Origin of the sequence: Arenibacter antarcticus (genome assembly GCF_041320605.1) — a bacterium.
Classification (GTDB): domain Bacteria; phylum Bacteroidota; class Bacteroidia; order Flavobacteriales; family Flavobacteriaceae; genus Arenibacter; species Arenibacter antarcticus.
The window spans coordinates 1,681,589-1,707,485 of record NZ_CP166679.1; the positions used below are offsets into that span (position 1 = coordinate 1,681,589).

Annotated in this window: 19 protein-coding genes; 14 read left to right on the forward strand and 5 right to left on the reverse strand. The window is 39.6% G+C overall.

Annotated elements, in window-relative coordinates:
- Positions 1–99 precede the first annotated feature (99 nt).
- Both KCTC52924_RS06915 and KCTC52924_RS06920 read left to right on the forward strand, forming a co-directional pair.
- Positions 100–552, forward strand: coding sequence for an SRPBCC domain-containing protein (locus KCTC52924_RS06915; RefSeq protein ID WP_370671523.1), 453 nt, complete (start codon positions 100–102; stop codon positions 550–552).
- Between the two features lie 19 nt (positions 553–571).
- A complete protein-coding gene (locus KCTC52924_RS06920; protein ID WP_251807273.1) occupies positions 572–949 on the forward strand; it encodes a DUF2200 domain-containing protein in 378 nt (125 codons plus the stop codon).
- 212 nt (positions 950–1,161) lie between these two features.
- Here the strand turns inward: KCTC52924_RS06920 and KCTC52924_RS06925 are convergent, their stop codons facing one another.
- Both KCTC52924_RS06925 and KCTC52924_RS06930 read right to left on the reverse strand, forming a co-directional pair.
- Positions 1,162–3,438 (reverse strand): BamA/TamA family outer membrane protein, encoded by a 2,277-nt coding sequence (locus KCTC52924_RS06925; RefSeq protein ID WP_251807272.1) that lies wholly within the window; start codon positions 3,436–3,438, stop codon positions 1,162–1,164.
- A gap of 13 nt (positions 3,439–3,451) precedes the next feature.
- Positions 3,452–8,443, reverse strand: a complete 4,992-nt coding sequence (locus tag KCTC52924_RS06930; RefSeq protein ID WP_251807269.1) for a translocation/assembly module TamB domain-containing protein — start codon at positions 8,441–8,443, stop codon at positions 3,452–3,454.
- A gap of 454 nt (positions 8,444–8,897) precedes the next feature.
- On the opposite strand from KCTC52924_RS06930, the gene KCTC52924_RS06935 reads away from it, so the two are divergent.
- The 7 genes from KCTC52924_RS06935 (at position 8,898) to KCTC52924_RS06965 (ending at position 16,937) form a co-directional block, all read left to right on the forward strand.
- A complete protein-coding gene (locus KCTC52924_RS06935; RefSeq protein WP_251807267.1) occupies positions 8,898–9,923 on the forward strand; it encodes an LLM class flavin-dependent oxidoreductase in 1,026 nt (341 codons plus the stop codon).
- Positions 9,924–10,232: 309 nt separating this feature from the next.
- Positions 10,233–10,538, forward strand: a complete 306-nt coding sequence (locus KCTC52924_RS06940; RefSeq protein WP_251807265.1) for a DUF3347 domain-containing protein — start codon at positions 10,233–10,235, stop codon at positions 10,536–10,538.
- A gap of 138 nt (positions 10,539–10,676) precedes the next feature.
- Positions 10,677–11,189, forward strand: coding sequence for an AraC family transcriptional regulator (locus KCTC52924_RS06945; protein WP_251807263.1), 513 nt, complete (start codon positions 10,677–10,679; stop codon positions 11,187–11,189).
- A 74-nt stretch (positions 11,190–11,263) separates the two neighbouring features.
- Positions 11,264–13,765, forward strand: a complete 2,502-nt coding sequence (locus tag KCTC52924_RS06950; RefSeq protein ID WP_251807261.1) for a heavy metal translocating P-type ATPase — start codon at positions 11,264–11,266, stop codon at positions 13,763–13,765.
- Between the two features lie 10 nt (positions 13,766–13,775).
- Positions 13,776–13,907, forward strand: coding sequence for a hypothetical protein (locus tag KCTC52924_RS06955; protein ID WP_285903377.1), 132 nt, complete (start codon positions 13,776–13,778; stop codon positions 13,905–13,907).
- Between the two features lie 335 nt (positions 13,908–14,242).
- Positions 14,243–15,835: a fibronectin type III domain-containing protein gene (locus KCTC52924_RS06960; protein ID WP_251807259.1), complete on the forward strand. Its 1,593-nt coding sequence runs from the start codon at positions 14,243–14,245 to the stop codon at positions 15,833–15,835.
- 4 nt (positions 15,836–15,839) lie between these two features.
- Positions 15,840–16,937, forward strand: a complete 1,098-nt coding sequence (locus KCTC52924_RS06965) for an alkaline phosphatase family protein (protein WP_251807257.1) — start codon at positions 15,840–15,842, stop codon at positions 16,935–16,937.
- 105 nt (positions 16,938–17,042) lie between these two features.
- Here KCTC52924_RS06965 and KCTC52924_RS06970 read toward each other — a convergent pair whose 3' ends face one another.
- Together KCTC52924_RS06970 and KCTC52924_RS06975 are read right to left on the reverse strand one after the other, a co-directional pair.
- The gene (locus KCTC52924_RS06970) at positions 17,043–18,851 is read right to left on the reverse strand and encodes a hypothetical protein (protein ID WP_251807255.1); all 1,809 of its coding nucleotides are present in this window, start codon (positions 18,849–18,851) and stop codon (positions 17,043–17,045) included.
- 396 nt (positions 18,852–19,247) lie between these two features.
- Complete coding sequence (locus KCTC52924_RS06975; RefSeq protein ID WP_251807253.1) at positions 19,248–20,003, reverse strand: sulfite exporter TauE/SafE family protein; 756 nt, start codon at positions 20,001–20,003, stop codon at positions 19,248–19,250.
- Positions 20,004–20,084: 81 nt separating this feature from the next.
- Here KCTC52924_RS06975 and KCTC52924_RS06980 point away from each other — a divergent pair, with 81 nt between their 5' ends.
- On the forward strand, positions 20,085–21,896 hold the full coding sequence (locus KCTC52924_RS06980; protein ID WP_251807251.1) for a sodium:solute symporter family protein: 1,812 nt from the start codon (positions 20,085–20,087) through the stop codon (positions 21,894–21,896).
- A gap of 202 nt (positions 21,897–22,098) precedes the next feature.
- Here KCTC52924_RS06980 and KCTC52924_RS06985 read toward each other — a convergent pair whose 3' ends face one another.
- Positions 22,099–22,689, reverse strand: coding sequence for a riboflavin synthase (locus tag KCTC52924_RS06985; RefSeq protein WP_251807249.1), 591 nt, complete (start codon positions 22,687–22,689; stop codon positions 22,099–22,101).
- A gap of 70 nt (positions 22,690–22,759) precedes the next feature.
- Between KCTC52924_RS06985 and pdxA the strand changes: the two genes are divergently transcribed.
- From pdxA to KCTC52924_RS07005, 4 genes are all read left to right on the forward strand, one after another.
- Positions 22,760–23,806 (forward strand): 4-hydroxythreonine-4-phosphate dehydrogenase PdxA, encoded by a 1,047-nt coding sequence (gene pdxA / locus KCTC52924_RS06990; RefSeq protein ID WP_251807248.1) that lies wholly within the window; start codon positions 22,760–22,762, stop codon positions 23,804–23,806.
- A 164-nt stretch (positions 23,807–23,970) separates the two neighbouring features.
- Positions 23,971–24,504 (forward strand): DUF177 domain-containing protein, encoded by a 534-nt coding sequence (locus KCTC52924_RS06995; protein ID WP_251807657.1) that lies wholly within the window; start codon positions 23,971–23,973, stop codon positions 24,502–24,504.
- Between the two features lie 8 nt (positions 24,505–24,512).
- Positions 24,513–24,710 carry a 50S ribosomal protein L32 gene (gene rpmF, locus KCTC52924_RS07000; RefSeq protein WP_251807246.1) on the forward strand — a complete coding sequence of 66 codons (198 nt, stop codon included), beginning with the start codon at positions 24,513–24,515 and terminating at the stop codon, positions 24,708–24,710.
- A 174-nt stretch (positions 24,711–24,884) separates the two neighbouring features.
- Complete coding sequence (locus tag KCTC52924_RS07005; protein ID WP_251807244.1) at positions 24,885–25,880, forward strand: beta-ketoacyl-ACP synthase III; 996 nt, start codon at positions 24,885–24,887, stop codon at positions 25,878–25,880.
- The last annotated feature ends 17 nt before the right edge of the window (positions 25,881–25,897 follow it).

Genomic DNA, 25,897 nt, shown 5'->3' on the forward strand with positions numbered 1-25,897 from the left:
TCAAACTTGGTGCTTAACCGAAAGTTTCGTGCTTTAAAATCGTCTACTTTTCATATACTAACAGGTAGCACCAATTCGGATAGATCAATTAAATGACAATTGGAACTCAATATGAGACTTGAATCAAATGCAGCTATACAAATTCAAAAACCAATAGAAGACGTTTTTGAAGGGATTGTAAATCCAGAGAAAATGACCAAGTATTTTATTTCTGAAAGTAGCGGGCGACTTGAATCAGGAAAAGAAGTGATTTGGAAATTTCCTGAATTTGAAGATAAGTTCCCTGTTAAAGAAATTAAAATTGAAAATAATAGCTCAATTTCCTTTGTTTGGGACCTAGAAACTGTTGTGATAATCACATTAGAAAAATTGCCAGATGATAGTACCATAGTAAGAGTAAATGAAAATGGAAAAGAACTTAATGAAGATAATCTGAGTTGGGCTTTAGAAAATTCGGGGGGATGGGCAAATTTCCTCGCCTGTATGAAAGCCTATTTGGAATACGGTATCCAACTCAGAAAAGGTGCATTTGAATTTATGAGAAAGAGATAAACAATAAAATGGTATCAAAATGAAAGTTACTGCTGAAAAAAATGAAAAAGTCGCCAATATGATATTTGCATCCATTTATCCACTTTACTTGAATAGGTTGGAGAAGAATGGTAAAACAAAAGAAGAACTCAACCAAGTAATAGAATGGTTTACTGGTTTTGATAAAGATGATTTACAGGCACTTATTGAAGAGAAAGTAACTTTTAGAACATTTTTTAAAAAAGCTAAAATACATCCTAACGCACACTTGATTAAGGGGGTCGTTTGTGGTTATCGAATTGAAGAAATAGAGGATGAATATGAATTGTATAAACAATGCAGACGTATGGAAAAGCTCATTGATGAATTAGCAAGAGGTCGTAAAATGGAGAAAATTTTACGAGAAGAAAAGATATAAAACTGCTGCTAATAGCTAAGAAGCATTCGGTTGGCCGATACTGCCTTTTCAGTAGGTATTAGAGAACGCCCAACAAGAGCTTTCCGAGCCTTCGGAATTGATTAAACCGACTCTAACTTTCCTCTGGGAGGTATTGCTTTTCTAAGGCATTGCCACGGGGTATACCCCGTGGGAAAAAGGCAACTATACCTTTGGGCATTCCCCCAACCAACTTAAAATGGATACCCAATTGCAAAATTTAAAATAGGTTGCGAGATATCAAAATCAAAGCGATCTCCTTTGGGGAGGTAAGGTTTCTGCAAGGGAGCAGCAAGATCAAACCGAATCACAAAATTCTGTATGTCGATCCGGAGTCCCGCGCCCACACCAATTCCCAGTTCATCCATAAAATTGGAGGTGAATTTCCCTCCCGGGAGGGCCGTATTTTCATTGATCAACCAGACATTGCCCGCATCGGCAAAAAGAGCTCCTTTTAGAAAGGAATAGATGGGAAACCGATATTCCAAATTTGCCTCCAATCTAATATCCCCCGATTGATCAAAAAAGGATCCTGAATCGTCTGCTTCGGGGTTATAGGTGCCCGGTCCCAAAGAGCGTATCCTAAATGCCCGTACACTGTACGGCCCACCAGAAAAATACTGCTTGGAAAAGGGTAAGGTGGCAGAATTACCATAGGGAACCCCTATACCACCAAAAATGCGACCAATAAGTTTTTGCGAGCTGCCCATACGCAAATGATACCTGATGTCTAAATCCATTTTGGCATATTGCGCGTAAGCTAGCCCAAGAATGGTTTTATCTCCTTCTTGGTTAGTGCTTTTACCAAAGAGGCTTATGGTATTTCCTGCAAGATCTATATTGGAATTAAAGAAGAGGGCATTCTTCTTCTTGGCATCCACCAGTTCGTTATAGGTAAAGGAATAGGTTAATCCGGCAATAAATTGTTGTTCAAAACTACTTCTCAGAAAGGGGTTGTTATCTAATATCGTCTCAAATTCCGCTGTGGTCGTGGAAAGATTTACATAATTAATGCTTAAGGGGTTCAGTTCGTGGTAAACATATCTGTTTTCGTTCCAGCCATATCCAAAAATAGCGCTGAAAGAAGTTAGGCTGTATAGTTTACTCCTATTTAAATGTTCCATCCCCAGGCTTATTTTAGTTTTGGGGACGGCATACCTAAAGCGTTCGGAGAAATTGAAAAAGGACAGCAGCCTTGGGAAGATCAGATCCGATTTTAAACCTAGTTGAGTACTGCTCAATCCTGTACTGTTATTTCCCGCCAGTTGGGTCTCATAGCCTACATTCCCAGTTATATTTAAAGTTTCCCCACCCCTAAACAGATTTCTATTGCTATAGGTGAGGGAAAGTGTAGGTCCCGCAAAATTATTGGATTTGGACACCGCCTGAAGTTCTGCACGTAGGGAACGTTTGTTTAATGGCGATAAATTGATATAGGCATCCAATTTGGAAAACCCATCGGTTTCCATATCCGTATTGTCCTCCTCATACCTAATATTTATAAATTTATAAGTCCCAATAGAGGCCAATCTATTACTGGTGAGCTTGGATTTTAAAGGGTCATAAGTCTCCCCTTCGTCTAGCAAAATATAGGGGGCCAATCTTTTGGGCCTAAAAAATTCGTTAGACTGAATGTATTCTATCCCCAGAAATTGGACCGTATCCTTTATCAGGCTATCGGTGGCTACGGAATAATTGGGGTATACTTTAATGGAGTTAAGGCGGTAGGGGACCATGGATTTTTTGGGCACGTCTTTTTTCAATCTTAAAAACAGATCGAACCGCTTTGTTTTATACTGATTTGTATCGGCCTCAAAAATTAGAAAATCGGCATTAAAGTTATAATATCCTATAGATTTCAAGGCCTGGTCTATACGTTCCCTTTCCAGTTTAAACTGCTGAAGGTCGTACCGCATTCCTGGTTCTATTACGGTTTTGACCAGGGTATTCTCAATATCTTTTAAAATAGGAAGGGAATCGTTTTCCAATTGATACGAAGCCAAAACATAGGGTTTTTTTACCTCCACCTTATAATCTATGGAGGCTGACCTAGTTTTCTTTTTAACAGAAGAGGCTATAGTATTCCTAAAAAACCCCCTGTTCTCCAAACGGTTATTTAAAAGTTCCTCGGTTTTTTCCAAATCTATATGGGAAAGGTATACCGGTGCTTCTCCAATTTTTCTACCCAGGTACCTATTTATAAACCCCGGTTTTTCCTTTTGTGCCTTAAAGTGGGCCCATAACCCTAAGTAAATACCCAACACTTTGGTATTGGGCTCCGGTCTTAGCAAGTCTTGTAGTTCTTGGTTTATTTTATTCAGGTTTTTGATCGTAGTGTCCGATTCCAGTTGAAGTCTACCTTCTGTATAAAGCAACTCCTCTTGGGGGATATATTTCTTTACACTACAAGATTGTAGGGCCCATAGGAGTATGAGCGAGAAAAGGCAGCTTATTTTTGTTTTGGTTTTCAAAGAGATTCGCTTTTTATTTTTTTTCAGTTTCCGCTTCTTCCTTAACGGCTTTGGCAAAAAGTTCTTTAAATTGATTAAACTCCCTGTTAAATATCAGGGCTATACCGGTAACGATCAATTGTCCGTCTATAACGCTTTCAAATTCATTTTTTCGAAAGCCTTTTAGCCTAAATCGGCCATTTTCGGTCAACAAATATTCCACACTAACATTTCCTATGACTGGGGTGCCTTCCGCTCCCTGATCACTTCCTTCAATATCTACCTCGCTCCCCACCTGTACGATCAGTCGGTTGTTGAAAAGTTGCTTACTGGCACTTACATCCAATTGGGTCCTATCTTGGGGAGTATCCCCCTGGTAATCGGTAAAACTATCCAATCCAAAATCCAGTTCCACACCCGTACTACCAATCAGTTTGTCCGAAAACTGGTTCAATTGACCGGAAAGGACTTTGTTTACATTGTCCCGTGCAATGGATGCTGCACCTCCAGAACTCCCATCACTGGTAGATCCGGGAAAAAACCTATTGAGGACCAAAAGGGAGAAAACCTGCTTGTTTAATTCCTCTTCCCGTTCGTTCAGTTGTTGTACACGGCCATAAACCTCACCACCTAAAGATCCTTGTTTATCCTCAGGGATATCTAGATTAAAGGATATTTCTGGCTGTAATAGAACCCCATCCACGTTAAGATATACCAAGAACGGTATTTTCTGGCGGTATTTGTTGGCAATACCCGCACTGGCTGCTGAGGTTTGGGTGGCCATAATAGGGGCTGCTGAGGTCTCCAACTTATAGATTGCTCGTACTTTTAGTTCCGCGTTAAAAGGGTCACCGCTCCATATAAGGGTGCTTCCTGGAGAAATTTCAAATCTTCGTTTTACCAGATTGTAGAGACTGGCTTCATAATGTCCGTTGCTTATTTCATACCTCCCAGCCAGACTGGTTCTTCCATTGGGATTTATGCCCAGCTTAAACTCCCCTTTTCCGGATATTTGAAAATTGTCCCCAGATCGTTCGTCTATAACTATGGTAAAAGTAGAATTGTCATCTACGTTAAGGGTTGCTCCAATATCAAAACCCTTTAGGATGGCCGAAGTAGCACTACTATTGTTGTTTCTAGTGATAATGGCATCGGGATTTTCCTTGTTTACAAATAGTACAACACCTTCACGTTCCATAACCTCCAATTGAGACTCTGGAACCACAAAAGTTAAATTGGATCCCTCTATTATTTTTAAGTTTCCGGTTATTTTAGGGACGGATAGATCTCCTTTGACTTCCAAATCGGTATCCAGTTTCAACATTCCGAAAAACAGGTTGTTATCCTCTTTTGTCGCATTTAAGGCCTGGAATTCCTTGGCCCTTACTTTTAAGTCGAACGTGGGATTAGATAGCTGCTCTGTGAAAATGCTCCCGTCTAGGTGAAAGAGGTTGTTATTGGCATCTGCAATGGAAAAATCATTAAAATAAACTCCCTTATTGTCCAATTTTATTTCCTCATTGGCAAGATTGAATTTGGAGTTTAAGGAATTCACCAAAAATCCAGTCTCCTTAAATCGAAGGCTTCCTTGATATTTGGGTGCTTTTAAAGTGCCATTTACTTTAAATTCCCCAGCTATGCCACCAGAGGGTTGCGAAATTATTTCTGGCACTAGGGCCTGTATTGCCTTTAACTTTATTTCGTTGATCAGGAGGTTAAGATTTAACTGTGCCCCACTTTCAGCAGCAAGATAGTCCCCATTAATGGTCAGATCAGCATCCCCCCCAGACAGTGATAGATCAAAATCATAGGTGTTGCCGTTGCTAGAATTAGCATTTACGCTTAAATTTCCCAAAGAGGATTGCATAGCCGTAAGATTGTCGATTTCCATTTTTGCGACCATACCGGTATCTCCAAAGGGATCTTCAAAAACAAGGTCCCCCTTTAAAACTCCGGTTACCAAGGATTCGTCGGGATTTAAGAAGCTGGTAAAAGTACCCAGTTTAAAATTCTCGAACTTTAAGGAAAGGTCTTGTTTTTTGTCTGTGGGAAGACTACTGCCCAGCGACATTTTTTGCTGGTTCCGTTGCAGGACAAAATCCGTAAAGTCCACATATTTTTCGGCAATCGCGATTTTATTGTTTTCTGATATTTCCCAGTTTTTCTTATTGAAGAGGAGGCCAGAAGGCTGTATATGAATGTACAGGGTGTCATTGTGTGTTGTTAATTTAGAACCTATATGTGCCAAAGTAGCATCCCCGTCATAGGCATCAAAATTGAGCTGCAGCTCCTTGTTTTCCAATTTCCCTTCCAAAGAGGTCCTTGGGATGGCGATTGGGCCAGTGTTTATCCCCTTCCATCCAAATTTAAAATCCAGATTGTTGGCAGTGGCGTTCAGATCTAAACGTAGGCTGTCTAGTGTACTGTCATTATAATTAATGTAAGGAGCGTTCAGATTTGCGGTTAACTTTTGATCTGCCTCGTTAAAATCCATTTGAAAGTAAATGGAATCCATTTTTTTTAGGCCACCTACAAAAACGTCCTCCAATAAGGGGTCTTGATTTACGGCCAGGTTCATTTTCATAGTGACGGGAATCTGCCCTTGTACCAACGCGGTAGTATCGGAAAAATAACCTTTAAACTGACGTATCAATGCTTGGTTCAGCGAATTAATATCGGTATTGGAAATCAATTCCCCCTGTATTAGTTTGCTGTGAATACCTACCTTGGTCCCTTGCCCATCTATGGAAGCGTTAAAGGTTAAGTGGTCTACCGGATAGGGGTTGTTGTCGTAAACTACCAAAGCATCACTCAGTTCGGAATTTAAAGTAAAAGTCTCTGCATTGCCCTTAAAATTAGCCTTTAGCTGAAATTGCGTCTTAATATCGTTCTGTGTAATTCCCAAGGCGGAGAGGTCTGCACCTAAGATATTGAGAACCATATCAACCTGTGGCGAAATGCTATCTAAAACTAGACCGGCATGTAATTGGGCATTTAAATTTTTATCCTTGAATTTTAAATTGATTTCCCCTTTGCCATTTTTCACTTCTCCCTTTAAATCGAGTTTGGAGAAATCATAACCTTGCCATTCCAACACAGAAAAATCGGCATCCAAAAGAGCATTCATTGTATTTATGGAATTGCCATCACCCGATGCTTTTAGCGTAAAAGACACATTTCCCAACTGCTTATTATTAAGGATTTTTTGAAGCTGTAGTTGCGCTACTTCCATATCGGCAATGAATTGGATCTTATCCCTATTGGTGAAGTTCCCAGTCAGCAAAATATTTCCGTCTGGACTAACCAACTTAGCTTCGGTATCCATATCCGTTAATTTCCCCAAGAGTTTTGCGTTAAGTTGAATGGAATCTGGTAAGGAAATTCCCAATTGTTGTTCATCTATAAACTGGGCAACATCTTTTTTAATGGTGGTGAAACTTAATTTAGGGATATCCAAATGCAGCGAATCGGTTTGCATCAAGTTGGTAATGGAGCCTTCTAGCTGAAGTTTGGTAGCCGTTCCCCATTGCAGGGCAGTGTTTTTTAATTGGAGGTTATTAAGCGTGCCGTCCATAAATAATTTCCCCGAAACCACTTTTTGTGCCAAGTTTTGGAAGTGCACGTTCTCTTCCAGTGATGGTTGAAAAGTATAAAGCTCATCCAACGAAAGATCAAAAGACGGTAGGGCCAAAGAGACCTTGGATGTTTCTGGGTGATTTAAAAAAGCATTGATGGACCCATATCCGATTTTCGCATTCCCGTTGACATTACTTTTTTGGGTGGTGGCATTTAAACTGGCCAAGGAAATGGTATTGTTGTCCGCGCTTAGGGTAAAGGCCAAATTCCTTAGGGTGAAACCATTCTTTTCATAAAATGATAACCGCTTTAGAGAAATTTCGGCAGTCTTGTTTCCTAGTTGTCCCTTAGATATTTCCATACCAAGCTTATTAAGTTCCAAAGTGGAGGTGTTATACCTGCCATTTGTAGGAACGTTTTCCTTGGAAATATAGGTGATGTGATTATTTTCTAAACGGATAGGTCCCGTTTCAATATCCCAATCTGGCCACTCAAAATCGATAGGTTCCTTAACGGATGTAGTATCAATTGGCTTTACGTCCCCCACATTTAGGTCCCTGTAGTAAACCTCAGAATCATTGAGTTTAAATTGCTCTAGACGAATAGTTCTTTCAGCAAGATTGGCCATGGGCAAGGCTAGTAAAAAGGATCCGATCTTAAATTTGGCATCTACTTTATCGGGGATAGAACTGTAGTTGGCCCAGGTATTTCCAATTTCAAATTGGTCTACAATTATAGTGGGCATTAGGGATTCTGGGAAAGGATCCGGTTCCTTCACAACAATTTTTTTCTGAGTATAGGAAATTTGCGTATCGGAGATCGATGCATGGCCTATATGGAATTTCATAAGGTCTAGATCTAACTCCTCCATTTTTAATATAAGCCGGCCCATTTGTAGGGAGGCTTCCAACCCATCTGCCCCATCCAAATATTCAATTTTAAAATCACTGAGTTCAATAGTTCCAATTTCCAATTGAGGGGAATTGGTAGTGGTATCGGTTGCAGTAGTATCTGAAGCAAAAGCATCAATTAAAAATTCGAAATTATAGGCTTCAGTTTTCTCTGAGCGATCAATTTTAGCCACCACACCGTTCCAGTCTATGGAAGAAAGCTTTATTTTATCGCCCTTTATTAAAGGAATTAGGGCCACGGATACTTCCAAAGAATGGGAATAGATCAAGGTATCTCCCTGCTTATCCTCCAAATAAAATCCCTCTACATACGCATTGCCAGAAAAGGTGATAAAGAGTCGGTCGATCTCTATTTTTGTATCAGTTTTTTCTGAAACATAGGTGATCGCCTTTTGGATGATGATGCCTTGGCCCCATGGACTTCGGATAAAGAGGAGCAGCAAAACAATGAGCAATAAAAAGGAAAGGACTATTCTGCCAATTATTTTTAGCGGATTTCTTTTCTTTTTACGGTCTTTTTTCTCGATCTGGGAACCCATGTTCTATATAACGATGCATTTTTAAGCAAATCTAAGTGCAAAATGGCAGTTTATTGACCAAAGTAGTCCTAAATTTAAGCTAAATGCCAATTGTTGATTGGTCAGGAGAATTGGTGAATTAGCGTTCACAGGTGTAGTTAACTTTTTAAAATTTAAGAATTTAAAACTATGGCCGAAATAACTATTAAGGCCAGCATAAGTAGGATCATTAGGTTATAAAATCTCCTTTTACTCTTTTTTATTTCTGATAGCTTTCTCATAGGAAGCTGTAAACATAAGGCATTGTTTTCGATTGGGTTTCTGCAATCAATTTAGAAATTAGCTGTAAAGGTTTAGACCCCTTTTTCGGTGAAGCTTAGACGATATATACTAGTCGTGGAAGGACAAATGGAGCCCTATTATAGTCCCCCGGGATAATATTCAATATCTTTACTGTCTTTTAATTTTGGTATATATGAAGCGGATCAATAAAAATAATTTAGGAGTAAAAAAATTTTCAGTTTTAGATTTGGTGCCAGTTGCAGAAGGTTCATCGCACTTACAATCTATTGCAAAAAGCTTAGAGTTAGCACAGCATGTGGAACGCTTGGGCTATGGACGGTTTTGGATTTCCGAGCACCATAATATGGATACCTTAGTGAGTTCTGCCACCCCTATTTTAATTGGACATATTGCTCAGGGAACACAGAATATTAGGGTGGGATCTGGAGGTGTTATGTTGCCCAACCATGCCCCTTTAATTGTAGCGGAACAGTTTGGAACTTTGGAAACCTTATACTCCGGAAGGATAGACCTAGGTTTGGGAAGGGCACCTGGTACGGACCAATTAACCGCCAAGGCATTGAGAAGGGATCGGGCGGAAACGGTTCACGATTTCCCCCGTGATATCGGAGAACTTCAGACCTATTTTTCGGCAGAAAACAAGAATGCAGCAGTAAGGGCCATCCCGGGAGAAGGGTTAGATATCCCGTTATACCTGTTGGGCTCCAGTACCTTTAGTGCTCAATTAGCAGGTATAAAAGGGCTGCCCTACGCCTTTGCCAGTCATTTTGCACCCACTCATCTCCATGAAGCCCTACAGTTATACCACCAAAACTTTCAACCTTCCAAACAATGTGAAGCCCCGTATACCATTGCCTGTGTAAATGTAATTGCAGCAGATACAGACGAAAAAGCCAAGCATTTGGAGACCAGCCTTCAGCAATTGGCCTTAGGGATCATTAGAAACACTAGAAAACCCCTTGCTCCACCCGTGAAAAGTATGGATGGTTTATGGCACGACCTAGAAAAAGCACAGATCCAAAAAATGATGTACTATAGCTTTGTGGGATCAAAGGAAACCGTTCAAAATGAATTGGAGTCGTTTGTAGAAGCGACCAGAGTAGATGAGATTATGGTGGTTTCCCATATTTTTGATCACGAAGACCGACTCCGTTCTTATGAAATTCTTAGCGAAATTTTCAGGGAATTGGAGCATTGAGTTTTATAGAAGCCTGCCTAATAGTTTGTTAAAGGGGAGTGGGTATTTATAGCGCACTATCTTGCTCTTTATAAAGAGCTTAGGGGGTCCATACTAAAATTGGAATAACGATCCATTTGTGAAAATTAATTCCCAACAACGCCCCAAACTTTTACAGTAGGATAAGTTTTTTTTGAATCGGCATCCAATCGGAATCTCTGAATCTAAAGGCTGGTGTAACCAATTGAGAAAGAAATAATTACTATTAAAGTTTTAAATTGGTATATTGAAAACTATAGGAAATTTCTAAGTTCAAGCAACAAATATTTGATGTTGAAACAGGTAAAAGATGGAAAACTATTGAGAAAAGAAATTATAACATCATCTAAGGAAAGTGCCAATCAGATTACCAATGTCGATAGTATTCAACAAAGGGAATATTTTGAAGAACTTAGTGCTAACTTGGTGAATTTGGTGGCGATTGCTGGAACACCTGCCCCACTATATCAGCAATTCTGTCCGTTGTACAAGAACAATAAGGGCGGTATGTGGGTACGTATAGTTAAGGCTGTTAAGAACCCATACGATGGTAGCCAAATGCTGAATTGTGCTTTTGTACAAAAGGAAGTAAACTAACCAAGAAGTAAATTTGGACAAGGATAAAGGGTGGGTAGCATATTCCAATAGTAAAGAGCGCTATTCTTATTATGAAATAGAAGCATGACAAAAAAGATCCTCGTTAAAAATATGGTTTGTAATAGGTGTATAACCCTTTTGAAACAAGAGTTCATAAAGGTTGGTCTTACAGTGGAATCTATTGTTTTGGGAGAGATTGTATATGTGGAAAAAGAAGGAGTTGATCAGTATTTTATAGAAAACATGCTCAGAAATAATGGTTTCGAACTAGTAAAAGATGCTGTGGAAATGATTATTGAACATTTAAAAATAGCACTGATTGAAGTTATTGACCATCTCGAAGCTTCCTCGGAAGAAAACCTATCGTCCTACCTGTCCAAAAAACTAAATAAAGAGTATTCGGTACTAAGCAAAATGTTTAGTAAACAAGAGGGAGTTACTATTGAGCGGTACTATATCATCCTCAAAATAGAAAAAGTTAAGGAATTGATTCAACTACAGCATCTTAATTTTTCTGAAATAGCCTATAGCCTTAACTATAAAAGCAGTAGCCATTTGGCATCTCAGTTTAAAACGATAACTGGAATGTCTATGAGCGAATACAAGAATTTACAGCAATGGGGACGGAAATCCTTGGACCAAATAGTATAAACATCTTCCACAATTTTGAAAACACAAATCTTACAGAAGGGCTAATTTTGAGTATTCAACTAAAGACGTAAACAATGACACACACTTATAAAATATTGGGAATGACCTGTAATGGCTGTAGGAGCCATGTAGAAGAAACTTTAAAACAGGTAGACGGTGTAACAGAAGCTTCGGTAGACTTGGCAAAAGCGGAGGCGACCATAGAAATGAAGGAGCATATTGCGATAGAGAAATTTAAAAGTGCCTTGGAGAAAGACGGTGGTCGTTATAGTATTGCCATGCCTGGGGAGGAAGAACCAGATCAGCTTAAGGCTCCGAAGGAGGTAGCCAAAGGAACAGGTACTGGGACATTTTACTGCCCTATGCATTGCGAGGGCGATAAGACCTATGACAAGGCGGGGGATTGTCCGGTCTGTGGAATGGACTTGGTGGAAGAAGTAAAAATGGATGCCTTTGGCGCTACCCAATACACCTGTCCCATGCATCCCGAAGTAATTAAGGACGAACCTGGGGATTGTCCAATCTGCGGAATGGATCTGGTTCCCGTAAAAGCCGATATCTCTGCCGAAGAAAAGAATTATAAAAAGCTGCTCCGCAAGTTTTGGATAGCGGGAATATTTACCCTACCCATTTTTGTAATTGCCATGTCCGAAATGATACCGAACAATCCAATGTATGACATGCTCCCAATGAAATATTGGAATTGGATACAATTTGTACTTTCCATCCCCGTGGTATTTTATGCTACATGGATGTTTTTTGAGCGAGCCTATCGTTCTATAAAAACCTGGAACCTCAATATGTTTACCCTAATCGGTATCGGGGCTGGAGTGGCATGGTTGTTCAGCGTTTTTGGCTTGTTATTTCCCGATTTTTTCCCGGTCCAGTTTAAGACACATCACGGAACCGTACATGTATATTTTGAAGCAGCCACCGTTATCCTCACCTTGGTGCTGATGGGGCAATTGTTGGAAGCCCGGGCCCATAGTAAAACAAACAACGCCGTAAAGGAATTGTTGAAGTTGGCTCCCAATAAAGCGGTAAGGATAGTAAATGGCGAGGAGGAAACCATTGCCATCGATAAAATTAAAATAGGAGACCTCCTTAGAGTGAAACCAGGGGAGAAAATACCTGTAGACGGAGCTATACGTGAAGGAAATACCTCCATAGACGAGTCCATGATTACCGGAGAGCCCATTCCAGTAGATAAAGGGGAGGGCGATTCCGTTAATTCGGGCACCATTAATGGGAACCAATCCTTTGTGATGGAAGCCCAAAAAGTGGGATCAGATACCTTACTGGCACAGATAATAGATATGGTAAACAAAGCCAGTAGGAGTCAGGCCCCCATACAAAAGTTGGCTGATAAGATTTCTGCCTATTTTGTGCCTGTTGTGGTGCTAATTTCGGTCATTACCTTTATTGTATGGGCTATTGTAGGACCAGAACCAGCGTATGTATTTGCACTAGTGAATGCTATAGCGGTACTAATTATTGCCTGCCCCTGTGCTCTTGGTCTAGCCACACCTATGTCTGTTATGGTGGGTGTTGGGAAAGGTGCGCAATCCGGTGTCCTGATCAAGAACGCTGAGGCGTTGGAGAGAATGGATAAGATAGATACGCTGATTATAGATAAGACGGGTACTATTACGGAGGGAAAACCATCTGTGGAAAGCGTTGGGAGTACGTCTCCCGACTATAGCAAGGATCAAATACTACAAGTTATCTATTCCCTTAACAACCTTAGTGAGCACCCCTTGGCAGAGGCGACTGTGAAATATGCGAAAGAAAAAGATGTAGTTCTTTTAAACGCTACAGACTTTATGTCGGTAACAGGTAAGGGAGTAACAGGAACTATTGCAGGAAAAAAGGTGGCTTTGGGAAATAAAAAAATGATGGAAGAAGCCCAGGTGACAATGTCCGATCAATTAAAAAATGAGGTATTGGAAGAGCAGAAAATGGGTAAAACGGTACCCTTCTTAGCTATAGATAATATTGGTGTGGGGTATGTTGTGATCAGCGATAAGATAAAGAAAACGAGCAAGGCTGCTATAGCAGAATTACAATCGCATGGCATAGAGGTTATTATGCTGACGGGCGATAATCATGATACAGCAAAGGCAGTTGCAGATACATTGGGTCTTACCAATTTTAAGGCCGAAATGCTCCCTCAGGATAAGTTAGATGTGGTAGAGCAATTGCAAAAAGAAGGAAAAAAGGTAGCCATGGCCGGAGACGGTATTAATGATGCCCCAGCTTTGGCAAAGTCAGATGTAGGTATAGCAATGGGTACTGGTACGGATGTAGCAATAGAAAGTGCTGGGATTACTTTGGTAAAAGGAGATCTACATGGCATCGTTAAAGCTAGGCTTCTCAGTGAAAAGGTGATGGGGAACATTAAGCAAAATCTGTTTTTTGCACTCATTTATAATACGCTTGGCGTACCTATTGCAGCGGGAGTACTCTATCCGATTTTCGGATTGTTATTGTCCCCAATGATCGCGGCATTGGCCATGAGCTTCAGCTCGGTGTCGGTGATCGCGAATGCTTTACGATTGCGCACAACAAAAATCTAAACCATCCAATATGCGTACAGCATTGTCCTATGCCCTTACCGATAAGGGAGCGACATGGTTGAGTTTGAGAAAAGCAATTAAAAAACCTTATTACGGAGATAGTATGTTGCGTTGCAATAGTGTGATCGATTCTATAGAATAATAGTATGATCCCATAACTCTTGTGACTTAATAATTATTTGGTGAGCGGTAACTATTAGGTGAATGGCATTCTCTTAAAAAACGGATTTTGATAGGAAGAAATCAAAATCCGTTTTTTTATTTATTATAATAATCTTTAATGATGATTTTTTTTATGGATAGGGTGCGACTGGTCCCGAACTGACCGTATTTTTATTGTAATACCCCCATAGTTGATAAAAATTGTAGTTATAATTAATATTATGGTATAGATAACAATGGGAGAATGATTATTTTAGTGCCTTAGTCAACTTACGCAGTAGTTGCTAGACCTTATCAACCAAAAAACAAACCATAATGAAAAACATTGCACTTAGCTGCACCTTATGCATTTTTATGCTTGTAGGTCATGCGCAAAATAAGGAGGTGAGCATCCAAATACAACCTTATCTTCAGGACGCTACCCCCAATTCCATTAAAATTATGTGGGAAACTAATCTTGGGGAGGAAAGTATCGTAGAATGGGGACTTGGACCTAAACTAGGGAAACAAACCAAGGGAGTTGCCTTCGATGTTAACTTTACCGAGGCAAGGTTACACGAGGTGAAATTAGAAGGGCTAAAGCGTTTTACAGAATATTACTATCGGGTAAAAACTGGGAAGGCTATTTCAGATATTTATCAGTTTAAAACACCGCCTTTTGCAAGCGACCAGGAATCTTTTAAGATTGTAGCGATGAGCGATATGCAGAAGGACCATAATAATCCTGATAAATTTTCTGAAGTAGTAAACCAAGGAGTCTTGACCTATTTGGAAAAAGAATTTGGGGGCAAGCTACCCAATAACCTCGCTATGGTTATGATTCCGGGCGATTTGGTTGAAAACGGAACCAAGTACGACCAATGGAAAAACGATTTTTTTAATCCGGCTGAAAAATTGTTCTCCGAGGTTCCCGTTTATCCGGTACTAGGAAATCATGAAAAGAATTCAGTATTTTATTTTAAATATTTTAGCCTACCAGAAAACGGTACTCCCGCTTATGCCGAACATTGGTGGTTTAAGGATTATGGCAATACGAGAATTATAGGTTTAAATTCCAATGACGGCTACAGCAATAGCCGAGATCAGTACCAATGGTTAAGCACATTGCTGGAAGATACCGCGAAAAATGATGAGGTAGATTTTGTATTTGCTCAATTGCATCATCCACACAAATCGGAATTGTGGATTCCGGGAGAAGAAGATTTCTCTGGAAAAGTTGTTGCGTTATTGGAAAACTTCTCAACCGAAACCGGAAAACCCAGTATTCACTTTTTTGGACATACCCATGGATATTCCCGTGGCCAATCCAAGGAACATAAACACCTTTGGATCAACGTAGCTTCGGCAGGTGGGGCTATAGATAATTGGGGAGAATTTGAGGGCAGGGATTATGAGGAATTTAGCGTCACCCAAGATGAATACGGTTTTGTAATGGTAGAAGTTGATGGCAATAGGGAAGATCCTAAATTTACTATTAAAAGAATTAGCAGGGGAAATGAAGAAGAGTTTAGGGATAACGAACTTCGGGATAGTATTACCATATGGAAAAAGGAAAGAAAACCAAAACCGCCAGTGGCCTTGTCCCCAAACAACCAAACCATTGATTTTACCGAGACCATTTTAAAGGCAGGTGAGTTCAGCAGTGACTTTAATAATGCATTTCACGCTGCTTCCCATTGGCAAATAGCAACAAGCAAGAACTTTGAAAAACCTGTTTTCGATAGCTGGAAGCAGCATGAAAATTGGTATTACAAAGAAAACAGACAAAAAGATGATGATCTTTCTGATGAAAGGGCTAATCGCCTTGCGCCTAATACAACCTATTACTGGCGGGTCCGATATCGAGATCAAAACTTAAATTGGAGCGATTGGTCCAATAGCTTAACTTTTAATACTATAAATAAATAATCAGATGAAAAGAAGTGTAGTAACCTTATTGATGGTTCTTTTAGTAGGAATATCCTCCAAGACTATGGCGCAAACAGATAACCAGCCCAATGTCATATTAATTACCTTGGACGGACTCCGTTGGCAAGAGTTGTTTTCGGGAGCAGACCCCCAATTGGTGGCCAACAAAGATTTTGTTGGGGATACAACAGGCCTTAAATCTCAATTTTGGAGAGATACACCAGAGGAAAGAAGAGCAGTTTTAATGCCATTCTTTTGGAATCAGGTGCAATCCATGGGGCAATTGCATGGAAATAGGAATGTGGGCAGTAAAGTAAACCTTACCAATAAAATGTGGTTTTCCTATCCTGGATACAACGAAATTTTAACTGGGGAAGCAGATGATATTAGGATTACTAGCAATCGTAAAACCGACAATCCCAATGAGACTATCTTAGAGCGGGTCAATAAATTGCCTGCTTATAAGGGGAAAGTAGCTGCCTTTGGTAGTTGGGACGTTTTTCCATTTATAGTGAACAAAACCCGATCGGGGGTTCCAGTTAATGCTGGTTTCGGTATCGCCGTGGGGAATGACCTTACGGAGCGGGAAGTGTTTTTAAACCAACTGCAATCAGAAATTCCCAGTCCTTGGGGATCTGTACGCCTAGATGCTTTTACGAATCATTATGCAATGGAATATATGAAAAGGAAGCATCCAAAATTGGTGTTTATCGCTTATGGGGAAACTGATGATTTTGCACATGACGGAGAATATGATGCTTATTTAGAATCGGCCCAAAACACCGATGGATTAATTGAAAAGCTATGGGAATTTACGCAGCAGGATCCTTTTTATAAAGACAACACTACCTTTATTATCACCACCGATCACGGTCGGGGTACTATGCCCTTAAACACTTGGAAAGGACATGGTGATGAGGTTAAAGGTTCGGACCAGGTATGGATGGTTGCTTTTGGGAAAGGAGTGAGCGCAAAGGGAGAAGTTGCTAAGGAAGAACAATTATACACGGATCAAATAGCGCCTACCGTGATTAAAAATTTAGGAGTTACCTTGGAAGGGCCTAGCTTTAAAGGAAAAGCGCTGTCTTTAAAGCAGAAATAAATATTTAAGGGTCATTGTATATTTCTTAGTTTTAAAAAGCGTCATCCCGATACTTCGAGATGACGCTTTTTTAATTACTTTATACCTTTCTCAATTAGAAGTTTTTTAAACCGCTGATAAGGAAAGCGACTCCACTTTTGTTTTTAGAAGTGCCAAGGTTTCTGTTCCTTTATCCAATTCTGTAAGGATGGTAGACTTGGAATCTTCAAAACCTCCTTTCAAATTGGTGAAAAGATCTTGATAATAAGCAATCCCTGCATTTAGATTGGTTACGAAGGTCAGTAGATATTTTTCCTGTTTCTTGTTCATGGAAAATCTAGATTCCTCTATTTTATTTTTCAGGTACTCCGTGTAGATCCCGAGTTCTTTAATAAATATGTTGGGCCTATCGGTCCTAGTTATAATATTGGTACGCCCATAGATATGTCCTGTCATTTCCTTTAAGGATACAATTTTTGAATAATAGGCCATATTAGGTCCGGGACAGATAGACACGCCAGGGCCTTCAGTTTTAGTGTCTAGGCCATAGCTCAGTAAGGCAGATGTTCCCAGTCCAACGCAGGTACATGATTTTTCGGTAATTTTATTGAGCTTATGATCGTATTCTTCTGTGGAAATATCCTCTTTTTCAAGTTCCTTGATTTTTATATGCTGATATTGTCTAGAAGCCGTACACAGCCCTTTTTCCGAATAGTCTTTGTTAAGGGCAACAAATTTCTTGGGACAGGAACTTCCAGGTCTTTTTTTGTCTATTAATTTTTGCTTTTCCTGATCTTTAGTGTTGCCTCTTAGATTGTGAAACGGAACTCCAAGCGGAGAGATATCGCTTAAATAAAGATCCTTTTCCTTGGCGGCTGCTAATTTTTCCAAAGTAGCTTTGTCTACGGTGGTTGCTTCGGGAACCAATAAGAATGGGGTTCCCCACCCTACGGAATCCACCTGGTAGTAATCTAGGAGGAATTGGTGTTCCTCAGCCGTACCCACCCCGCCCTGAGCGGTAATTTTTAAGGATAAATTTTGTGCTGGCAACACTTTTCCCTTAGCGCTTAGGGCGGGAGTCAATAGGGAATAGATTTCATCTAGATAAGCTTGGCGGTTGTTCTTAAATTCAGATAATATGGGCCCCATTAAATAACCATCTGTAGCAAATGCATGCCCTCCACAATTTAATCCCGACTCAATTCTATATTCGGATACCCAAAGTCCTTTTTTAGCCAAAAATTTTCCTTGGATCAATGCGGAACGATAATCACTTACCTTAAGAACAATCTTCTTTTTTATAAAGCCTGTACTGTCCGGATAAAAATCCTCAAAGTTTTCCATATAACTATAGAGTCTTGGGTTCATACCGGCGGAAAGGATAACCGATGAGCACAATTTACTATTCGCATATCCGCGCAATGCAGCATGTGCATCATTGAATTCAGTGGGCAGTTTAACTTTTTTTATAAAATTTTCCTTATCTACCTTGGTCATGATATTAACATCTATACTCCCCATGGTCAAGTGTTCTTTCAACCATTTTCTCACTTCGTTTATATTGAAATCGTGAGAAGTAAGTTTTTCAAATTCCCGTTTTAGGGAGGAGGAGTCCGGAAGTAGACCCAAGTATTCGCTTATTTCTTTCCGGGCTTCTATAGAACAATTTTTAAGGGCCTCAAATTTTTGATGGGCAACATCATGGATAAGGTTTAAATAGCTGGTAATCCTTTTTGCCCTAAAATCCTCCAATTTGTCTGTAATCTCCTGATATGGAAGTTCAAATTTTTCAGCGTACATTTTGCGAAGTTTTTCCAGTAGGATATCATCCACGAGAGAAATAACGGAGTCTATGCCTAAGTGCGACACCTTTAATGGTGTGTCTATGGTAAAACCTATTCCCATTACGGGGATATGAAAATTGTGATGTGTCATAAATTTATTTTTAATGGATTGAAGGGCCAGTCGAGGTTGCTAATAAAATTATTAGGCTAGGAATGTCCATTCGAGGAGGCGTTCTATTTTGAATTATCCATGTTTTAATCCGCAAAATTTATGATAAAATCAGTTCTATAATATGATTTTTGTCATATAATGGATAAAAATTAAAAATGATTGCAATTAATGGAAGAAGTAGTGCTTTAAGGACTGATAATTAATTTTAAGGTTTGTTAATGTTAGCATGAAGTTATGATCACCTATACCCGGATCAATAGTGCGATTTTTGTACAGAGAAGTTATAGTTAGTAGATTGAGTTAGCTAAATTAGAGAAGCTGGTGCATGGCATCAGCTTTTTTTATCTCATTCTAGCTTATATCATGCTATGTGGTTTATCTCAATAGGATAAGAAGGCCCCCAATTGCTGTCAAGATTAAAATCATTTTTCTATAAAATTGATCTTTTATGATTTTCACCAATCGCACTCCTATAAAAAATCCCAGTAGGATTCCTGGAATTAATTTCAGATTTATCAGAAGGGTGTCTGGTGTAATGGTTTTCCATATAAAGATATGGAAGGGTAGTTTAATGATGTTGATAATGAAAAAAAGCCAGGCCGCTGTTCCTATAAATTCATTTTTTGGAAGTCTCATGGCCAAAAAGTAAATATTTGAAAATGCCCCTGCTAAATTGCCGATCATAGTGGTTATCCCAGCCATAGTGCCTATAAAGCCAGCAAATAACCAATGGGTGGGAACGTTTTTAGATTTTTTTCTATCCCACCAGTACATCATTATAACAGTGGCTAAGATTATGAAGGACATACTTATTTTAAAAGTGTTCCCCGGTAGATCTTTTCCTACCGCCGTCCCGATGAATATGCCCAATATCATCCAAGGTAGAAAGGCAAGGATATATTTCCATTGCGCATGGCGGTTGTAGTAGATTACGGCAAAGGTATCTCCTACAACCAACAAGGGAACAAGCAATCCAGTAGATTCCTTTGCTCCAAAAGCGAGGGCCATTAGGGTGACAATTATGATGGCGATTCCTTTTATTCCAGACTTAGAAATCCCTAAAACAAAGGCGGCTGTAAAGGCAATTATCCATGTTGTACTTGTGATATCCAGTACTGATGAGTGAATCATTTGTAACATTTGGCGATCATTGAGCAAAAATATCCTAAAAAAAATTATCTTTATCGCTTTTCAACGATCAAAACCAAATTAATGCAACTAAGTACACTGGATTATAGTTTTATAATTGTTTTCTTCTCAATCGTTTTATTTATCGGGATTTATGTCTCCAAAAAATCAGGGGCAAGTTCCTCGGAATATTTTCTTTCCGGTAGAACAATGCCTTGGTGGTTGTTGGGACTCTCTATGGTGGCTACAACATTTTCTACTGACACCCCTAATTTGGTTACAGATATTGTACGTACCAATGGAGTTTCCGGAAACTGGGTATGGTGGGCCTTCTTGTTAACGGGTTTGCTGACCGTGTTTGTCTATGCAAAACTTTGGAGGAAATCCAATGTCAATACGGATTTGGAATTTTATGAGCTTAGATATGGTGGTAAGCCAGCCAGGTTTTTAAGGAAATTTAGAGCCATTTATTTAGGGGTCATATTTAATGTGATTACCATGTCGGCAGTTACCTTGGCGGCCATTAAAATAGGTGGTATCATGTTAGGGTTAGAGCCTTGGGTGACCGTTGTAAGCGCGGGGTTGATTACAGTAACATTTAGTGCCTTGGGAGGATTTAAAGGAGTGGTTTATACCGATTTCCTTTTGTTCTTTGTGGCCATGGGAGGTGCTATTGGAGCAGCCTACTACTTGGTCAATATTCCAGAGGTTGGCGGTATAGAGGCGCTTATGGCCAATGAGCACGTAATAGATAAACTTTCTATCTTGCCCGATTTCAGCAATAAAAAAGCGTTGATTACCTTATTTATAATACCTCTTGCCGTTCAATGGTGGAGTTCTTGGTATCCTGGCGCGGAACCAGGTGGTGGTGGTTATATCGCACAGCGAATGTTGGCGGCAAAAAATGAAAATCACGCCATAGGAGCTACTTTCTTTTTCAATATTATGCATTACGCACTAAGACCTTGGCCGTGGATTTTAGTGGCTTTGGCCTCTTTGGTGGTGTATCCGGATGTAGCTAGTATTCACGAGGCATTCCCGAATGTTGCTGCGGATAAATTAGGGCACGATTTAGCCTATTCCGCTATGTTGACTAAGTTGCCAAGTGGGTTATTGGGATTGGTGTTGGCCTCCTTAATAGCGGCTTACATGAGTACCATATCTACACAGTTGAACTGGGGGTCTTCCTATATAGTATATGACTTTTACAAACAACAGATAAATCCTAATGCCTCCGAGAAAAGATTGGTTGCCGTAGGAAGAATATCTACAGTGGTATTAATGATCTTTAGTGCTGGATTGGCCTTATTGTTGCAAAATGCCTTACAATTATTTGAGGTTCTTTTGGTATTTGGGGCAGGAACAGGTCTAATTTTTATTCTAAGATGGTTTTGGTGGAGAATTAATGCATGGAGTGAAATTACCGCCATGTTTGCTTCTGGGATCATTTCTATAATATTAAAACTTACAGCTGTTGGTCCCTTCTTATTTGCTACGGAAACGGGTCTTTTTGCAGATTGGATGGAATATCCGTTTGTAGTTCTGGTTACCACGATTATTTGGTTGGGAGCTACGTTTATTACACAACCTGAGTCTAAACAAGTACTGCAGGATTTTTACATAAAAATTCAACCAGGTGGTCCGGGGTGGTCCAAAGTAGTGAGCGATGCAAAAGATGATAATGTAGAGATTGTGAACACCAAGGAAAAATGGAGTGTTCCCTCTGGTATTACCGCTATGTTATTGGGTTGTGTGTTAATCTACTCGTGTATGTTCGCTACAGGATATTGGATTTATGGAAAGACTACCAGCGCCATGATTTTAACGGTTGTAGCAATTGTTTCAGGCCTATTATTGGCAAGAGCGTGGAATAAAATGAAAGATCATATCCTATAGATCTTAAGCTTTAAGGAGCTATAGCAGGTGAAGGGTTTTCTGTGGCTCGGAATGGTGCTAGCGCTTCCCTTGGGGGAAACTCAAGGGAAGCGTTATATATTATGGCAATAGGTATATTTTGTAGTAGTGAGTTTAAAATATTCACCCTTTACATTTGCAGCTAAATAAAAATAAGTATCTAGAGTTAAGGTATGTAGCTAGGTTATTTTCTAAGCTCTAGCAATCTGGAAACATATTTGCCAATTACATCGAATTCTAAATTTACTACTGTGCCTATTTTGTAAGTATTAAAGCGCGTATGTTCGTAGGTGTAGGGAATGATGGCTACGCTAAAACTGTTTTTTTCAGATCCAACAACGGTTAAACTAGTGCCATCAATGGTTATAGACCCTTTTTCAATGGTAAGGTTGTTTAGATCGGCATCGTACTTAAAGGTAAACACCCAGCTTCCATCCTGTTCTTGGATATTGATACACTCCCCAGTTTGGTCCACATGGCCCTGAACAATATGTCCGTCTAGCCTTGCTCCCAATACCATGGCGCGTTCAAGATTAATGTAATCTCCAGTCTTTAGCTCCCCTAGATTGGTTTTCTGCAAGGTTTCGTCTATTGCGGTTACAGTGTAAAGATCGTCCTCTATATTCACTACTGTTAGGCATACTCCATTATGAGCAACGCTCTGGTCTATCTTAAGTTCTGGAGTAATGTTAGATTTAATAGTGAGGTGAAGGTTGCCGCCTTCTCTTTTTAATTTTGTTAGTTCTCCCAAAGTTTCAATAATCCCAGTAAACATGTGTCGTTTTAATTAGTTAGTTTTGTGGTGTAAATTTAACGGTTTATTTCATATTAAACGATACTACCATATGCAGGAAAAGGGAAAAATAAGATTGGGTATTTCAATTGGGGATCTAAATGGCATTGGGTGCGAGGTAGTACTTAGAACATTTGAGGATGTCCGAATGCTCGATTTTTGCACGCCTATTATTTTTGCATCCAACAAAACTATTTCTAATCAAAAATCAGCATTAGGGATAGAGATCAATTATAACGGAATTCAAGAACCTGCAAAGGCATTGGACGGAAAGGTTAATGTGATTAACGTGTGGAGGGAAGCTCTTGTGCCAGAATTTGGCACGCCCACACCAGAGAGTGGAAGTTTTGCTATTCAATCTCTTAAGGCTGCAGTAACCGCCTTAAAAAACGATGAAATAGATCTGTTAATTACAGCGCCTATTAACAAAAATAACATACAGGCGGAAGATTTTAAATTCCCAGGGCATACAGATTATTTGGCCCAGGAACTGGAAGGGGAGAGTTTAATGTTTATGGTATCCGATGGCTTGAGGATTGGACTGCTTACCGATCATGTAGCAGTAAAGGACGTAGCTGCGGCTATAACCCCAAAATTGATCAGGAGTAAGATAACTACTATGGAAAAGTCCTTAAAAATGGATTTTGGAATTAGGAAGCCTAAAATTGCCTTACTTGGAATAAACCCCCATAGCGGCGACAACGGAGTTATAGGAAAGGAAGATGATGAGATTTTGAAACCGGTTATCAAGGAAATGATTGAAAAGGGACATTTGGTTTTTGGACCATATTCCGCGGATAGTTTCTTTGGATCGGACAATTACAAACAATTTGATGCTATTCTAGCGGCCTACCACGATCAGGGTCTTATACCCTTTAAGACATTGTCCTTTGGGAAAGGAGTTAATTTTACCGCCGGGCTCAATAAAGTGAGGACTTCACCAGATCACGGAACGGCCTATGAGATTGCAGGAAAAGGAATTGCGGATCACAGCTCCTTTAAGGAAGCTGTTTTTGCGGGTTTAAATATATTTAAGAATAGGTTGGAATACAAAGAGTTGACCAGCGATATATTAAAAAAACAAAAACTTAAAAGATAAGGGTAGCGCTTTCTTGCGTTGAAGTCTATAGGCTGTAGGCTCAATGTTTTATAAGGCTAAAGCGTCATTTTATTTATTTCTTTTGATTTGTTGGGATTTTATAAAATATTAGTATCTTTGCACCCGCCTTTATTATGGCGGATATATTAAAAAACAGTGTGGACATGATGCAGCATAAGGAGTTTAGTATTCCTTTTTCAGGACTGAAACAGGGAAAACACGAGTTTGGGTATACCATAGACAATACGTTCTTTGAATCTTTTGAGTACAATGAGTTTAATGATGCGGGTATTAAGATAGCCGTTACCTTGAACAAAATGAGTACGATGATGGAGTTGGAGATGCGAGCACGGGGAACGGTAAACGTTAATTGTGACCTCACCAACGAAGCTTATGACCAAAAAATAAAAGCAGATCTGAAATTGGTAGTCAATTTTGGAGATGAGTACAACAATGATAACGACGATATTTTGATTATTCCTCATGGGGAATTCCAAATTAACATTGCTCAGTACATATATGAAATGTTGGTCTTGTCCGTGCCGCTTAAAAAAGTGCATCCAGGAGTTTTGGATGGTACTTTAAAATCGGAGGCATTGGAAAAGCTGGAAGAGCTTCAACCAAAAGAATCAAAGTTAGATACAGAAGATAAAGATCCCCGTTGGGACGCACTAAAAAAATTATTAACGGATAAATAAGTTTCATAATGGCACATCCTAAGAGAAAAATTTCCAAAACCAGAAGGGATAAGAGAAGAACGCATTACAAGGCAGTGGCTCCTACCATAGCAAAAGACCCAACAACTGGGGAGATGCATTTATTTCATAGAGCCCACTGGCATGAAGGTAAATTATACTACCGTGGCGAGGTTTTAATAGACCAAACTGAGGAAGCTGTAGCATAAATTGTAGCGGCATATTACTACATGGACTCCCACTTACTTAAAGTGGGAGTTTTTTTATATCAGAGATTAAAAATCTAAAAACAGGATGCAATAAGACTGAAAGTCGCAGAAAATCATTAATTTTCACAAATTTTCAGTTGTTTTTGAAGATTTTTCGTTAAAAAACAAATTTGGATGAGTAAAAAAACGGCAGCAATCACGGCTGTAGGGTCTTATGTGCCAGACTTTATAATGACGAATAAGATTCTGGAAACTTTAGTGGACACTAATGACGAATGGATAACGACCAGAACAGGTATTAAAGAAAGAAGAATTTTAAAAGATAAAGGCCTAGGAACTTCTTATCTTGCTATAAAAGCTGCAGAACAACTTTTGGCCAAGCGAAATCTAGATCCAAAAGAAATAGATTTAGTAATTGTGGCAACGGCCACCCCAGATATGATGGTTGCTGCTACGGCCGCTTATGTAGCTTCTGAAATTGGGGCTGTGAATGCATTTGCGTACGATTTACAAGCGGCATGCTCCAGTTTCCTATATGGAATGTCAACCGCATCAAGTTATATAGAATCTGGAAGGTATAAAAAAGTACTGCTTATTGGGGCAGATAAAATGTCCTCTATCATAGATTACACGGATAGGACTACTTGCATTATTTTTGGCGATGGTGCCGGAGCGGTATTATTTGAACCAAATACGGAAGGACTTGGATTGCAGGATGAGTATTTGCGTTGTGATGGGGAAGGTAGAAATTTTCTAAAAATGGATGCCGGAGGTTCTTTGCTACCCGCATCAGAAGAAACCGTTAAAAATCGTCAACACTTTATTTACCAGGACGGGAGGTCGGTATTTAAGTTTGCCGTTACTAATATGGCCGATTCTGCGGCCAAAATTATGGAACGCAATAAGTTAACACACGAAGATGTAAATTGGTTGGTGCCCCATCAGGCCAACAAAAGGATTATAGATGCCACCTCAAATAGGATGGGCGTGGACGATTCCAAGGTAATGATGAACATACAAAAGTACGGAAATACCACATCAGCAACATTGCCACTTTTGCTCAGTGATTATGAAAATCAACTGAAAAAGGGAGACAATTTGGTATTTGCGGCATTTGGGGGAGGTTTTACTTGGGGCTCTATCTATTTAAAATGGGCCTATAATTCATAAATTAGACGTAATCTAAA